The organism is Flavobacterium sp. ABG, from assembly GCF_001027725.1.
Lineage (GTDB): Bacteria > Bacteroidota > Bacteroidia > Flavobacteriales > Flavobacteriaceae > Flavobacterium > Flavobacterium cupriresistens.
Map to the genome: position 1 here is coordinate 383,418 of NZ_LEKS01000002.1, position 14,928 is coordinate 398,345.

12 protein-coding genes are annotated in these 14,928 nt (G+C 35.6%); 7 read left to right on the forward strand and 5 right to left on the reverse strand.

Translation table 11 applies throughout. The features are described 5' to 3' along the window. Nucleotides 1–24: 24 nt before the first annotated feature. From AB674_RS02890 to AB674_RS02905, 4 genes are all read left to right on the forward strand, one after another. The gene (locus AB674_RS02890; protein ID WP_047773682.1) at nt 25–483 is read left to right on the forward strand and encodes a MarR family winged helix-turn-helix transcriptional regulator; all 459 of its coding nucleotides are present in this window, start codon (nt 25–27) and stop codon (nt 481–483) included. Between the two features lie 57 nt (nt 484–540). Further along, nucleotides 541–2,931: a 3-hydroxyacyl-CoA dehydrogenase/enoyl-CoA hydratase family protein gene (locus AB674_RS02895; RefSeq protein WP_047773684.1), complete on the forward strand. Its 2,391-nt coding sequence runs from the start codon at nt 541–543 to the stop codon at nt 2,929–2,931. Between the two features lie 88 nt (nt 2,932–3,019). Next, nucleotides 3,020–4,201, forward strand: a complete 1,182-nt coding sequence (locus AB674_RS02900) for a thiolase family protein (protein ID WP_047773686.1) — start codon at nt 3,020–3,022, stop codon at nt 4,199–4,201. 165 nt (nt 4,202–4,366) lie between these two features. After that, nucleotides 4,367–6,172: an acyl-CoA dehydrogenase family protein gene (locus AB674_RS02905; RefSeq protein WP_047773689.1), complete on the forward strand. Its 1,806-nt coding sequence runs from the start codon at nt 4,367–4,369 to the stop codon at nt 6,170–6,172. A 546-nt stretch (nt 6,173–6,718) separates the two neighbouring features. Here AB674_RS02905 and AB674_RS02910 read toward each other — a convergent pair. Next, nucleotides 6,719–8,731, reverse strand: a complete 2,013-nt coding sequence (locus AB674_RS02910; protein WP_047773691.1) for a BCCT family transporter — start codon at nt 8,729–8,731, stop codon at nt 6,719–6,721. A 253-nt stretch (nt 8,732–8,984) separates the two neighbouring features. Between AB674_RS02910 and AB674_RS02915 the strand changes: the two genes are divergently transcribed. After that, entirely contained in the window at nt 8,985–10,079 is a 1,095-nt protein-coding gene (locus AB674_RS02915; RefSeq protein WP_047773693.1) for a glycoside hydrolase family 18 protein, read from the forward strand. 253 nt (nt 10,080–10,332) lie between these two features. Here the strand turns inward: AB674_RS02915 and AB674_RS02920 are convergent, their stop codons facing one another. The 4 genes from AB674_RS02920 to AB674_RS02935 all read right to left on the reverse strand — a co-directional run bounded on the left by AB674_RS02920 (nt 10,333) and on the right by AB674_RS02935 (nt 12,851). Further along, nucleotides 10,333–10,818, reverse strand: a complete 486-nt coding sequence (locus AB674_RS02920) for a hypothetical protein (RefSeq protein ID WP_047773695.1) — start codon at nt 10,816–10,818, stop codon at nt 10,333–10,335. A gap of 77 nt (nt 10,819–10,895) precedes the next feature. Continuing rightward, nucleotides 10,896–11,816, reverse strand: coding sequence for a transporter (locus tag AB674_RS02925; protein ID WP_082210581.1), 921 nt, complete (start codon nt 11,814–11,816; stop codon nt 10,896–10,898). A gap of 39 nt (nt 11,817–11,855) precedes the next feature. Next, a complete protein-coding gene (locus AB674_RS02930) occupies nt 11,856–12,380 on the reverse strand; it encodes a DUF4251 domain-containing protein (RefSeq protein WP_047773697.1) in 525 nt (174 codons plus the stop codon). 36 nt (nt 12,381–12,416) lie between these two features. Further along, nucleotides 12,417–12,851: an META domain-containing protein gene (locus tag AB674_RS02935; protein ID WP_047773699.1), complete on the reverse strand. Its 435-nt coding sequence runs from the start codon at nt 12,849–12,851 to the stop codon at nt 12,417–12,419. A gap of 211 nt (nt 12,852–13,062) precedes the next feature. Between AB674_RS02935 and AB674_RS02940 the strand changes: the two genes are divergently transcribed. Then, nucleotides 13,063–13,590, forward strand: a complete 528-nt coding sequence (locus tag AB674_RS02940) for a superoxide dismutase family protein (RefSeq protein WP_047773702.1) — start codon at nt 13,063–13,065, stop codon at nt 13,588–13,590. A gap of 105 nt (nt 13,591–13,695) precedes the next feature. Further along, nucleotides 13,696–14,898, forward strand: coding sequence for an LETM1-related biofilm-associated protein (locus AB674_RS02945; protein ID WP_047773704.1), 1,203 nt, complete (start codon nt 13,696–13,698; stop codon nt 14,896–14,898). Nucleotides 14,899–14,928 lie beyond the last annotated feature (30 nt).

Genomic DNA, 14,928 nt, shown 5'->3' on the forward strand with positions numbered 1-14,928 from the left:
TATTTGAAATCGATATAGTTACATATGAAAGACAAAACAATAGATTATATTTTGAGAGCTACATGGCAAGCCGTATCAAGAATGTACAACGAAGAAGCTGCTAAATACGATGCCACCATGGCCACCGGGTTTGCGCTTTTGAGTATCGACAAAGAAGAAGGTACGCCTTCAACAGCTCTTGGACCAAGAATGGGAATGGAAGCGACCAGCTTAACCAGGACGCTTAAATCAATGGAAGAGAAAGGTCTTATTGTTCGCAAAAAAAACCCAACAGACGGTCGCGGTGTCTTAATTTATCTCACCGAATTTGGAAAAGAAAAAAGGGACTTATCTAAAAATACCGTTCTGAAGTTTAATGAAACGGTAAGAAAACATGTTTCTGACGAAAAGATGCAACATTTTATCGAAGTATCAGAAATCATCAATGAATTAATTCAGGATAAAAATATATTTAATCAAACGGAAAAACCAGAAAATGAGTAATCTTAATTCAAATAAGTAAACTCAAATTCAAATAAAAAAACAAAATATTAACTACGTATGAAACGCACAATTAAAAAAGTCGCTGTAATCGGATCCGGAATTATGGGTTCAGGAATAGCTTGCCATTTTGCTAATATTGGTGTTGAAGTTTTACTGCTTGACATCGTACCGCGCGAGTTGACAGAAGCTGAAGCTAAAAAAGGATTAACACTTGAAAGCAAAGCAGTTCGTAACCGATTGGTAAACGATCATTTAGCAAACTCCTTAAAATCTAAACCCTCTCCTATTTACAGTCAGAAATTCGCAAACCGAATTACGACCGGAAATACGACAGACGATATGGCAAAAATTGCCAACGTAGATTGGATTATTGAGGTTGTTGTCGAGCGTCTGGATATTAAGAAATTAGTATTCGAACAAATCGAAAAATTCCGTAAACCGGGAACTTTAGTTACTTCTAATACTTCCGGTATTCCAATTCACTTTATGAGTGAAGGAAGAAGTGAAGATTTTCAACAACACTTCTGTGGGACACACTTTTTTAACCCTGCGCGTTACTTAAAATTGTTCGAAATCATTCCTGGCCCAAAAACTTCAACTGAAGTATTGGATTTCTTAAATGAGTACGGATCTAAATTCTTAGGAAAAACTTCGGTTGTTGCTAAAGATACTCCGGCATTTATTGGAAACAGAATTGGTATTTTCGGAATTCAGAGTTTATTCCATTTAGTAAAAGAAATGGGATTAACAATCGAAGAAGTTGATAAATTGACCGGCCCGGTAATTGGTCGTCCAAAATCAGCTACTTTCCGTACTGTTGACGTTGTTGGTTTAGATACTTTGGTACACGTTGCCAACGGTATTTACGAAAACTGTCCGAACGACGAACAACACGAATTGTTCAAACTTCCTGATTTCATCAACAAAATGATGGAAAATAATTGGTTGGGAAGTAAAACAGGACAAGGTTTCTACAAAAAAGTAGACAGAGACATTCTTTCTTTAGACTTAGATACATTAGAATACCGTCCGGCTAAAAAAGCTTCTTTCGCTACTTTAGAATTAACTAAAACTATCGATAAACCAATCAATCGTTTTAAAGTTCTGGTAAAAGGAAAAGACAAAGCAGGAGAATTCTACCGTAAGAGTTTCGCCGGAATGTTTGCTTATGTGTCAAACAGAATTCCTGAAATCTCAGACGAATTATATAAAATAGATGACGCCATGAAAGCTGGTTTTGGATGGGAAAATGGTCCATTCGAAATTTGGGATGCCATTGGTGTTGCCAACGGAATCGAAATCATGAAAGCAGAAGGTTTAGCACCTGCTGCATGGGTTACTGAAATGTTAGCTTCAGGAAGTGAAAGTTTCTACTCTGTAAAAGAAGGAGCAACTTATTTCTACAACATTCCAACAAAATCTCAAGTAAAAGTTCCGGGACAAGATTCATTCATTATTCTTAACAACATTCGCGAAAGCAAAAAAGTTTGGAGTAACAGTGGTGCAATTATCCAAGATTTAGGAGATGGAATTTTGAACTTAGAATTCCAATCTAAAATGAATACCATTGGTGGTGACGTACTTGCTGCTATCAATAAAGCAATCGACTTATCTGAAAAAGAATACCAAGGTTTAGTAATTGGTAACCAAGCAGCGAATTTCTCTGTTGGTGCTAATATCGGTATGATTTTCATGATGGCGGTTGAACAAGAATACGACGAATTAAACATGGCAATCAAATTATTCCAAGATACAATGATGCGTGTACGTTACTCTTCAATTCCCGTAATTGTGGCACCTCACGGTATGACTTTTGGAGGTGGATGCGAAATGAGCTTACATGCTGATAAAGTCGTAGCTGCTGCTGAAACTTACATGGGATTAGTTGAATTCGGAGTTGGTGTACTTCCTGGTGGTGGTGGATCTAAAGAAATGGCTTTAAGAGCTTCTGATTTATTCCGTAAAAACGATGTGGAATTAAATGTTCTTCAAGAATATTTCTTAACGATCGCTATGGCTAAAGTTTCAACTTCAGGTTATGAAGCTTTTGACACGGGACTTTTACAACACGGTAAAGATATCATTGTAGTAAACAAAGACCGTCAAATTGCTGAAGCTAAAAAACACGCCTTATTAATGGCAGAAGCGGGTTATACACAACCGATCAGAAGAACTGATGTGAAAGTATTAGGAAAACAAGCTCTTGGAATGTTCTTAGTTGGAACAGATCAAATGGAAGCCGGTAAATATATTTCTGAGCACGATAAAAAAATCGCAAACAAACTGGCTTACGTTATGGCTGGTGGTGATTTATCTGAAGCAACATTAGTATCTGAACAATATTTGTTAGATATCGAACGTGAAGCTTTCTTATCTCTTTGTACAGAGAGAAAAACATTGGAAAGAATTCAGTATATGTTAACTAAAGGGAAACCACTTCGTAATTAGAAAATAGAACAAGGAGAAAAGAATATAGATTTCAGACAACAGTCTATTCTCTATACTCTATTTTCTATACTCTTAAAAAACAAAACAAATGAAAACAGCATATATCGTTAAAGCTTACCGTACTGCGGTAGGAAAAGCACCAAAAGGGGTTTTTAGATTTAAAAGACCTGATGAATTAGCTGCAGAAACCATTCAGTTTATGATGGACGAACTGCCTGATTTTGACAAAAAACGTATCGATGACGTTATGGTAGGAAATGCCATGCCGGAAGCAGAACAAGGACTAAACGTTGGACGTTTGATCTCTTTAATGGGATTAAAAGTAGAAGATGTTCCTGGTGTAACTGTAAACCGTTATTGCGCATCCGGATTAGAAACTATCGGAATGGCTACCGCTAAAATTCAATCAGGAATGGCTGATTGTATTATTGCTGGTGGTGCAGAAAGCATGAGTTTTATTCCAATGGGAGGTTACAAACCAACTCCGGATTATAAAGTAGCGGCTGCAGGTCACGAAGATTATTACTGGGGAATGGGTTTAACTGCTGAAGCGGTTGCCAACCAATATAAAATCTCAAGAGAAGATCAGGATGAGTTTGCTTACAATTCTCATATGAAAGCTTTGAAAGCACAGGCAGAAGGAAAATTTGACAAACAAATCGTTCCAATTACTGTTGAGCAGACTTTCATTAACGAAAATGGTAAAAAAGAAACGAAATCATACGTAGTAAAACAAGACGAAGGTCCAAGAGCCGGAACATCTGTTGCTGCATTATCAGGACTAAGACCTGTTTTTGCTGCTGACGGAAGTGTAACCGCAGGTAACTCTTCTCAAATGAGTGACGGAGCTGCTTTTGTTTTAATCATGAGTGAGGATATGGTGAAAGAATTAAATCTTGAGCCAATCGCCAGATTAGTAAACTTCGCTTCTTCAGGTGTTGAGCCTAGAATTATGGGTATTGGTCCGGTAAAAGCAATTCCAAAAGCATTAAAACAAGCTGGATTGACTTTGAACGATATCGAATTAATTGAATTAAACGAAGCATTTGCTTCTCAAGCTTTAGCAGTTACTCGTGAATTAAATATTAATCCGGAGATCATAAACGTAAACGGTGGAGCAATTTCATTAGGACACCCACTGGGTTGTACCGGTGCGAAACTTTCTGTTCAGTTATTTGACGAAATGAAACGCAGAGGTAACAAATACGGAATCGTTTCGATGTGTGTAGGAACTGGACAAGGTTCTGCGGGGATTTACGAGGTTTTATAAGATAGTATTCGCAAAGTTTGTCATTCTGAGGAACGAAGAATCTTCGTAAGTAACTCCATAAAGATTGATAATCGGTACGGATAATTGTCGCGGAGATTCCTCCTTCGTCGGAATGACAATATTGAGAATAATCAGAAACAAAAAACATACAAAAAAACATAAGCAATGGCAGATACTATCGAAAAAAACGTAACCCGTGGTGGTCAGTTTTTAGTTAAAGAAACAAAATGCGAGGATGTCTTCACACCGGAAGATTTCTCGGAAGAGCAGTTAATGATGCGTGACTCTGTAAAAGAGTTCGTAGACAAAGAATTATGGGCACATAAAGATCGTTTCGAAAAGAAAGATTATGCATACACTGAATCTTCTATGCGTAAAGCGGGTGAACTTGGACTTCTTGGAGTTGCAGTTCCGGAAGAATACGGTGGATTAGGAATGGGATTTGTTTCTACTATGTTAGTTTGTGACTACATTTCGGGAGCTACAGGTTCTTTCTCAACTGCATTTGGAGCTCATACAGGAATTGGAACTATGCCAATTACGCTTTATGGAACTGAAGAACAAAAGAAAAAATACGTTCCTAAATTAGCCTCTGGAGAATGGTTTGGAGCTTATTGTTTAACTGAGCCGGGTGCAGGATCTGATGCTAACTCAGGAAAAACAAAAGCTGTTTTATCTGAAGACGGAAAATACTACTCGATTACAGGACAAAAAATGTGGATTTCGAATGCAGGTTTCTGCAGCGTATTTATTGTTTTTGCTCGTATTGGAGATGATAAAAATATTACAGGTTTCATCGTTGAAAATGATCCGGCTAACGGAATTTCAATGAATGAAGAAGAGCATAAATTAGGAATCCGTGCTTCTTCTACACGTCAGGTTTTCTTCAACGACACAAAAGTTCCTGTTGAAAACATGTTATCTGAAAGAGGAAATGGTTTCAAAATTGCAATGAATGCTTTGAATGTTGGTCGTATTAAATTGGCTGCTGCTTGTTTAGATGCACAACGTAGAGTTACGGCAAATGCTGTAAAATATTCAAACGAAAGAATTCAGTTTAATACTGCAATTTCAAGCTTTGGAGCAATTCGTGCTAAATTAGCTGAAATGGCTACTAACGCTTATGCAGGTGAAAGTGCTTCTTACAGAGCTGCAAAAGATATCGAAGACAGAATTGCTGCCCGTGAAGCGGAAGGAACTTCTCACCAGGAAGCTGAATTAAAAGGTGTTGAAGAATATGCTATCGAATGCTCAATCCTGAAAGTAGCAGTTTCTGAAGACGTACAAGCTTGTGCTGACGAAGGAATTCAGATTTTTGGTGGAATGGGATTCTCTGAAGACACTCCGATGGAAAGTGCCTGGAGAGATGCCCGTATTGCTAGAATCTATGAAGGAACAAATGAAATTAACAGAATGCTTTCTGTTGGTATGTTGATCAAAAAGGCTATGAAAGGTCATGTTGATTTATTAGGACCGGCTATGAAAGTTTCTGAAGAATTAATGGGAATCCCATCTTTTGATACTCCTGATTTTTCTGAATTATTTGCTGAAGAAAAATTAATCATCGCCAACCTGAAAAAAGTTTTCTTAATGGTTGCCGGAAGTGCTGTTCAAAAATACGGTCCGGATTTAGATTCACACCAACAATTATTGATGGCAGCTTCTAATATCTTAATCGAAGTTTACATGGCTGAAAGTACTATTCTAAGAACTGAAAAATTAGCCAAAAAAGAAGGTGAAGCTAAAGTTCAAGAGCAAATTGCAATGGCAAAATTATACTTGTACAAAGCAGTAGACATCGTAAACTTAAACGGAAAAGAAGGAATCATTTCTTTTGCTGAAGGTGACGAACAACGTATGATGTTAATGGGACTTAAACGTTTCACAAAATATACAAACAATCCAAATGTAGTAGCTTTGAGAGAGGTTATTACTTCTAAATTAGTTGCAGAGAACGATTACTGCTTCTAATATAAAAATAGTTTTTAGCTTTTAATTTGTTTAAACCCGCACTTGTCCGAAACAGTGCGGGTTTATTTTTTTTGATCTTTTGCCACGAATTACACCAATTTACTCGAATTATTTCTTTGCTAAAGATTCCTTATAAAAGACGTTTAGTACTTTCCCAAGGAGCCTCTAGCTTCACAGGCTTATGAGCAAAAAAAAAAAGCCACAGATTAAAAAGATTTACAATGATTAAATAATCTGTGTAAATCTTTTTAATCTGTGGCAAAAAAAAATTGGTGCCAATTGGTGAAATTCCCAACAAAAACATAGCTAAGTACCTGTGTAAATTTTAATACAAAGAATTTTAAATCCGTTTAAATCCGCGTCTTCGTGATAACGAATCTGTTCAATCCGTGTGCAAAGATTATGCAGAATTGGACGCGGATTATACGGATTTCCAATAGCACAAACGCTGATAAAAACGGGTTTCTCTTTTTCTTATTAAACTCAATACTATTTGAGTTTCATTTTTACTGCTCTCCAACTATTAAACTTGATCCTTTATTTTTATTAATTGGTTGGTTTCATAATCAAATCATTATCCCGATCAGAACTTAGATTTAAAAACCGCTCGTATTCCCTTAAAACATCTGAAATGATGCCATCTTTACTTAAATATTGAACATCATATCCCATCCTGTGATCTCCAAAATAAGTAATCGGATGAAATGTAATTTCTGAATCACTGTCGGGGCTGTTTTTTTCGTTTATTAAAGTTTCCGAAATAGTGAGTGCCTGAGCCATTACACCGTATTTAAAATTCCGCAACTGATCAAATTTGATTTCCAATTCAATCGCGTGTTGAGGCGATGAAAATGAATTGATATTCGCATCGACATTATTGTTGGCTAACTCTGCTTTTAATTCTATAAATGCTTTTTTCACAGTTGTGTCAATAAATCTGTGCACATCTTTCTTTTCAGAAAACGTCAGGATTTTTTCGAGATGCTCTTTCCAGTTACTGTTGTTCCAATTTAAACTTCCGTGGGAATATTTTTTAATACTGTATTCATTATCCGCTACAAGTGCTTTCCATAAGTTATAACATAACAAAATCATTATAATTCCAAACGGCAAGGCCGATATAAGGGTCATTGTCTGCAATGAGGCCAATCCGCCTGTTCTTAACAAACTTAAAGACAAAAGCGATAATAGAACTCCCCAAAAAACACTTTGCCATTTAGGCGAGTTAATAGCCCCTTTTGAAGCAATACCATTCATTATAAAAATACCCGAATCTGCAGAAGTGATAAAAAACACACAGATAATTAGTATCGACAAAACATTCAAAAGCGTCGTAAAAGGGAAATAACTAAAAAAGTTAAACAATAAAGTATCGGGGTTATTGGCTAATTGACTTAAAGCGCCATGTGCTACATGTTCGTCTATCCATACGGCACTGCTTCCAAAAACAGTCATCCACAAAAAATTAAAAAAAGCAGGAATAAACAAAACGGCCAAAATAAACTCTCTGATTGTTCTTCCTTTAGAAATTTTCGCAATAAACAATCCTACGTAAGGCGCCCAAGAAATCCACCAAGCCCAGTATAAAATCGTCCATTTAGAAAACCACTCCTGACTGCCTTTTTCATAGGCATAAGTATTAAAAGTAAGCGATATAAAATGACTGATGTAATACCCCAACCCTTCTGTAAAAGTGCTTAAAATATAAATTGTTGGTCCAAATACCAATATAAACAACATCAACAGTACAGCCAGCAGAATATTCATTTCACTTAATTTCTTCACCCCTTTTCCTAAGCCAGAGATTGCCGAAAAAACTGCGATTACCATTACAACTAAAACAATAGCAACTTGATATTTAAAATCCGTATCCGGAATAATTTTAAGACTTACCAATCCGGCACATAACTGTACAACTCCAAAACCTAAGGTGGTTGTGATGCCGAAAAAAGTACTGCACAAACCAAAAACGTCAATTATGTCACCAAATCTTCCATGTATCTTATCCTTAAGCATCGGATAAAAACCACTTCTAATCGCAAGTGGTAAATTATGTCTGTACGTAAAATAGGCTAACGACAATCCTACAACGCCATAAATAGACCAGGCATGAAAACCCCAGTGAAAGAAAGTGTACAATTGTGCTTCTTTGGCCCGAAGATCAACGGCTAAATTAGCATTAGCGGGAGTTGCATAATGCGACATGGTTTCACTAACACCAAAATACATTAATCCAATTCCCATTCCGGCTGCAAAGAGCATTGCTACCCAGGAGAAAAAAGAATAATCCGGTACCGAATCGTCATGACCCAGTTTAATTTTTCCCAATTTACTGGTAGCCAATCCTATTAGAAACAACACAAAAACGGTCACTAATAACACATACAACCAGCTCAGATTTTTAAAAACCAACTCTTTTATAAAATTGAAGACCTCTTCCGTTTCAGTGGAGAAAAAACCACAGCATAGAGAAATTGCGATAATTATTGTCAAACTTGGAAATGCAACAGATTTGCTGAAATTTGTTTTAAACACAACTGAAGTATTTAATTTATTCATAATTGAAAATATTTAAAAACCGATTAATTACTAGGTAAAAGCCCAAACAAAAAGCAACACTAACCATTGATTTACAAATGATTGCAAGAAGAAAATCTAACTATAGTAAATTTACTTAAAAAGAAACTGTAATCCACAAAAAAACAAACAGTGGAAAATCAATGTTTTAAACGAAGCTAAAAAATAAGGAGGAAAATAAAATTTAACCTAAATGTTCTATATTTAACATTCTAAAAACTTCAAAAAACAAAAAATGAAACAACTCAATCTAATTGCTTTCTTTTTATTGTGTAGCTGTACGATATCTACTTTTGCTCAAAAAAATAAAAAGATGGACATCATCGCTTATTATACAGGCGATGACAAATTAATCAACGAATATGAAATAAGCAAGCTAAATCAAATTATTTTTAGTTTTTGCCATTTAAAAGAAGGAAAATTAAGCGTTGACACTCCAAAAGATTCTGTCACAATCAAACATTTGGTTTCCTTAAAAGCTTCCAATCCACAACTAAAAGTGCTTTTATCTCTTGGTGGCTGGTCTGGTTGCGAGCCTTGTTCAGCAGCATTTTCAACTGCAGAAGGAAGACTACTTTTTGCTAAATCTGTAAAAGAACTCAGTGATTATTTCAAAGTAGACGGTTTAGATTTAGATTGGGAATATCCAGCCATAGAAGGACTTCCGGGTCATTTATACCAACCCGCTGACAAAACTAATTTTACAGAACTAATCAAAATTTTACGCAGTACTTTAGGTAAAAAATACGATTTGAGTTTTGCTGCAGGGGGCTTCCAAAAATACCTGGACGAATCTGTTGAATGGAAAAAAGTGATGCCATTGGTAAATCGTGTAAACATCATGAGTTACGATTTGGTAAACGGATATGCAACTGTTACGGGTCATCATACGCCTTTATACAGCACTAACCCGAAAGAGGAATCTACAGACCGAGCGGTTGAGTATCTACTAAAACTAGGCATTCCGGCAGAAAAACTAGTGATTGGTGGTGCTTTTTATACGAGAACATGGAAAGAGGTTGCAAATGTAAACAATGGTCTATATCAACCGGGTGTGCATATTCAAGGAGTTTCTTTCAAAAATTATGCTACAACTTATACAGAAGCTAACGGATGGAAATACTTTTGGGATGACAAAGCAAAAGCGGCTTATTGGTACAACGAAAAAGAAAAAACATTTGCAACCGGAGACAATGTTACTTCCATAAAAGCTAAAGCGGAATACGCAAAAGCTAAAAAATTAGGTGGAGTTATGTTCTGGGAACTTCCTTTAGACACTCCTCGTGATGGATTGGTTAATACCATTTATGAAGTTAAAACTGCTAAATAAAAATAGTTGTAAGGCAAAAAAAGGGGCGTTATTTTCAAAATAACACCCCTTTTTATTTGTAGCCAAGCGTTAACCTGCATAAATACTACTTAACACATAGAGACATAGATTTGGAATTAAATCTTTAAAACGTTTCCAGAAAACCATAATTTTTCCACATAGTTCATATGTTGCTTCTTTTTAAGTAAAACCGTTTCTACCATCCATGCGGACTATACTTTTAAGCGTTAAACAAAATACACTCGATATATTATTACTTAATTTTGCTCTTATCTAATTCCCCAATAAAAGGAATTGCCTCCAAAATCTCGGCTTTAATAATCGTTTGCAAATAGACTTCTAACTGAATAAATTTTGCCGCATTAATTGCTCCAACGGCTTTTTTAGCTTGCCCGTACGTTTTACAATACAACTTCTCATAGTTCATATGATTTTTCAAAGTTCCTTTGGCTAATTCATCCGCTTTTTCATCTGTAAGCGTTTCGTAATTTGCAGCATAATCATTTATTAATTTAAATTTCGCCTGACCAAGCGCATTTCGCTGCTCCTCGTATTTATCATAAATTTTAGTAAAAGCAACATTTTGTGCATCAGATAAATTCATGTATTGCTTTACCAAATCAGCTTTAGATTTACCGTAAATACTTTGCAAAACCTCAACATCTTCTTTAAACGAAGATTGAGAATAACCCCAAGAGGCCGAAACACACATAACGAAAACAAGAATTAATTTTTTCATAATTTAAATGTTTAATGGTGAAATGTCAATTGTGAATTGTAAATTTTAATTTTTGATATTATAAAATTTAATAGTGCTTAAAAAAAGGAATATTGATAGGAAAGCGTTAAGGCATAATAATTTAATCCATTATTGGTATAGGCGCCGACATGATATTGCAATTTTACGGACTGGCCTTTTGCAACGGGTGCGGCAAAAGTCCCTCCTACTCTCCAATTGTCAATTTCGCTATCATCTGAAACTCCGTCTGTGATTGTTTTTCCTCCAAAAAACCAGTTGGTGTTAAAGCCAATCCACATATTATTTTTAAAGTAATAACTTGCGTGCCCCTGCAGGCTGTACGTATGCTTTTGTTCTAATTTTTTACCCAAAAAATCATTGTTATTGGTATAAAACCAAATTCCACCATAAGCTTCTGCATAGAAATGAGAAAACCGTCTGGAAACTCCAATTTCTGGCTTAAAAGCCCAACGATTTGTTCCTATATTAATCTTTTTATCATCGTAATATTTCCCGGTTGGAATCGAAGTTACTAAACTGACTCCCAAAATGGTTTTTTGCTCAAAATCTTTGAAATCTTTTTTATCGAGTGCCGGAGAACCCAATAAATTGATTCCCAATCGTACTTTCATGTCTGCTAAGCCTGATCTGGTTCCGGTCAAAACTGCACCATTGGTAGCCGTCAGCGATCCGTCCATAAAAGTATACGGAAGGGAGACCTGTACACGCGCCAGTTTGTTCGCAAGTCCAAAAGTTCTGATATAACTTCCGACCAAATTATGACTCTGAATGGTAAAATCCTTAACAGGCAACGATGGATCTGTTAATACGTTTCCGTCCATAAAACCATAACCAACGGCAACCACATTAAGATCTTTGGCCACGTTGGCGTAAACTCTGGGTTCTAAATCCTGACTGTAAATTGAAAATGAAATTAAAGATAGTACTACTACAAAACGATGTCTTTTAGACAAAATAGGAAAAACTTTTCTTGGCATAAACGAATAGATTCAAGGCATAATAATCAAACTAAAACTCTATTTTTTATTCTCTTCTGTTTTGGGAGCCCTGATCTTTCCGTCATACGAAATCACGCCTCTGTTATTGCTGTTAATAGACACACTTGCTCCTCCATCATAAAACACAGAAAACAAAAGAACATAAACATCACGTTCCCCTTTTACCGTCATTTTGATGTTGTATCCTTTTTTCTTATTCTCAATTGTAATATTTTCAGGTTTTCCTTCAAATTTCATTCCCCCGTCTGATGAGCCATAGGCCACATTATAGCCACGTCCGAAATAAGGCAAATCACAGGTTACTTTTTCTTCACTGACCTTCATCGTATAGGTATTGAAATCTAAAATGATCGTTCTATATCCCATCGGATTCGCTCTCTCTGCGTCAAAAACAAAATTTTTAGAATTAATCAGGGCTTCAGTTTCTTTTTGTTTTTGAAGTTCCCTTTCTGCTTTTAACTGTTTTTTCGTTTTTTCCTGAGCGAAACCATTGCTCGTTATAAAGGTTAATAACACCAATAAAAATGATAATTTCGTTTTCATAAAATGAATTTAATAGTATTTAAACAAAAAGGCTTTTTATTTTTTGGTAAATCGCATCATAGCAATGTCACCCGAAATGAAGTGCAGTGTTTTCCCTTCATCCGTAATATCAAACGAAGTTATTTTAGGAAGGGCGCTCATAAAAGTCTGTTCCCCCTGATTATTCGTACACATCTTTTTTGTAACGGCCATGGGTTGCGTAAAATCAATTTTGTTTCCGTCAATACTCAATTTACCGTTAAAATTATTGCAGCTGTTGCTTCCTGAAACCCGTTTTTCCTTTAAATCAAAATTGATTGTTGGTTTTCCATTGGGGTACAAACCCTCAAAAGTTATTTTGGGCCCGGATATATAATTGAGTTCCCAGGTTCCTTCTAATTTAGAAGCAATATCTCCTTTTTTACATTTAAAAACATTGCATGAACTTAGCATAAGTCCAAAAAGAACTAAAACAGAAATATATTTTTTCATAACGTTAAGTATTAAAAGTTAACCAATTACAAAAACAGTATTCGCGAATTTTTCTTTAAAGTGTACACGAATTTAAACAATATTTTCGGTATATCTTTAAAACTTGTCTTTAATTACAACCCTTAATTTTAGATTTTTTTAACTTTTATAGTCCCCTAATTCAGTCCTTTTGTGTTAATTTTACTTACTATTAAACTTAAAAGCCTCTTTAATGAAAAAAATAATTGTCTCTTTCGCTATAATTACAGCCTTAATCATTGGTTGTAAAACAAGTACAAAATCAAATGATGCCAAAACGCTGACCATCGCATTGGAACCAAAAAGTAACAGTACGGTAACCGGAACTGCCACTTTCACAGAAAAAAAGGGTAAAGTAACTTTTGTTGCAAAAATGTCGGGTTTAAAACCGGGAGTGCATGCGATACACATTCATGAAAAATCAGATTGTACGGCTGCCGACGGAAGTTCTGCAGGAGGACACTGGAACCCCACTTTTAAGAAACATGGTAAATGGGGTGTTGGTGAATATCACAAAGGCGATATCGGAAACTTCACCGCAGATGAAAAAGGAAACGGAACGATTACAATGACTACTGATGAATGGTGTATTGGTTGTGAAGATGAAACCAAAAACATCTTAGGAAAAGGCTTAATCGTACATCAGGGAGTTGATGATTTCACCTCTCAGCCAGCAGGAAATGCAGGAGCCAGAGTCGCCTGTTCCGGAATCATAAAGTAAAAAACACAATAACCACTAGATTTAACAAAATCTAGTGGTTATTTCATTTAAAATTAATCTTAACATCAGAAAAAAATATAGCTTTGTAGCCTCAAACTAAAGTTAATGATTAACCCATCGGCATCAGGCTGGATAGATAAATTTTTTAGCGAACAGAAGTTCTCAGAAGCAATCCCTTTTGAGACGGTGGATTCGTTCTATAATAAAGTCAGAGAAACGGGCTTTATTTATGGCCATATCATCTCTATTAATTCTCAAATTCCCGTTGCGATACAAGGCTGGTTTAAAACGGAAATTTCTAAAGTTGCGCTTTTAAACACCTTATACAATATGTATTGTTTAGAAAAGAGAAGTTCTGAACCTAACAATTTTATAGCAGAAGTTTTAAAATTCTACAAAGAAATGAATCCCGAAGGATTTAGTTTGTTTAAAATTTTACTTCCAAAAGACACCCCTTCTTTAGCCTTAGAAAACATAATCGATCAGCGCGTTCAGACTAATGACAGCATTATTAGTAAAAACTTTTCGCATCTGGTAACCAATGCGTTATTGTTTATTGATGTATTGGCTTTCAGACAGTATTTAGCACATGGTGAAATTCCTGAAAAATATTTAAAGCGAATTGAAGAAACCGTTCTGGGTATTGTGGCTTTAGCCTTAAAAACCAAAACCGTTAAATCACAGCATGACGATTTATTGATTAAATTGTTTGAAGCTTCGATCCGTTATTCCAAATTTTCAAAAGTTACAGTAGACACGTTAGAAACGCTGCAATTGGATTATTTTAATAACAAACTGGAGCAGTACTATCTAATTGACATGGCCGGAATGGCACTTTGGAGCGATGGTGTCGTAGAAAACGAAGAAGCTTATTTTCTACATTCCTTAGGATCAATGATGGGTGTTGCTGATGCATTTGTAACGACAAGCATCACGACAACCAACACCTTTATTACGACTCATAAAAAGAAAATCCCATACTTTAATTACTCTAATCCTGTAAAACATTTTTACGATCAGATGACACATACTGTTGTAAAACTGATTGTAAGGAACAAAAACAGATTGGTTAAGGAAATCGTTCAAAGCAAAGAATTAATGATTCTGTTGGCGTATTCTACAACAAGAGATCTGGATGCCAAAGAAAAGAAAAAGGTAAAAAAACAACTGCTGGATATTTGTAAAACGATTCCATCATTAACCATCTTTTTACTTCCGGGAGGAAGTTTGTTACTACCGATTTTAATCAAGTTTATTCCAACTTTATTGCCTTCGGCTTTTAATGAGAATTTAGACGAGAATGAATAAAAAAAATCGCCCTTTTGAGGCGATTTTCTA

What these genes read in the sequence shown, in the direction of transcription:
- AB674_RS02920 (WP_047773695.1), bottom strand. Translation starts at nt 10,818, where the DNA reads ATGAAAAAATTAATTCTTGTTTTCGTTATGTGTGTTTCGGCCTCTTGG.
- AB674_RS02945 (WP_047773704.1), top strand. Translation starts at nt 13,696, where the DNA reads ATGATTAACCCATCGGCATCAGGCTGGATAGATAAATTTTTTAGCGAA.
- AB674_RS02890 (WP_047773682.1), top strand. Translation starts at nt 25, where the DNA reads ATGAAAGACAAAACAATAGATTATATTTTGAGAGCTACATGGCAAGCC.
- AB674_RS02915 (WP_047773693.1), top strand. Translation starts at nt 8,985, where the DNA reads ATGAAACAACTCAATCTAATTGCTTTCTTTTTATTGTGTAGCTGTACG.
- AB674_RS02905 (WP_047773689.1), top strand. Translation starts at nt 4,367, where the DNA reads ATGGCAGATACTATCGAAAAAAACGTAACCCGTGGTGGTCAGTTTTTA.
- AB674_RS02910 (WP_047773691.1), bottom strand. Translation starts at nt 8,731, where the DNA reads ATGAATAAATTAAATACTTCAGTTGTGTTTAAAACAAATTTCAGCAAA.
- AB674_RS02935 (WP_047773699.1), bottom strand. Translation starts at nt 12,851, where the DNA reads ATGAAAAAATATATTTCTGTTTTAGTTCTTTTTGGACTTATGCTAAGT.
- AB674_RS02940 (WP_047773702.1), top strand. Translation starts at nt 13,063, where the DNA reads ATGAAAAAAATAATTGTCTCTTTCGCTATAATTACAGCCTTAATCATT.
- AB674_RS02930 (WP_047773697.1), bottom strand. Translation starts at nt 12,380, where the DNA reads ATGAAAACGAAATTATCATTTTTATTGGTGTTATTAACCTTTATAACG.
- AB674_RS02900 (WP_047773686.1), top strand. Translation starts at nt 3,020, where the DNA reads ATGAAAACAGCATATATCGTTAAAGCTTACCGTACTGCGGTAGGAAAA.
- AB674_RS02925 (WP_082210581.1), bottom strand. Translation starts at nt 11,816, where the DNA reads ATGCCAAGAAAAGTTTTTCCTATTTTGTCTAAAAGACATCGTTTTGTA.
- AB674_RS02895 (WP_047773684.1), top strand. Translation starts at nt 541, where the DNA reads ATGAAACGCACAATTAAAAAAGTCGCTGTAATCGGATCCGGAATTATG.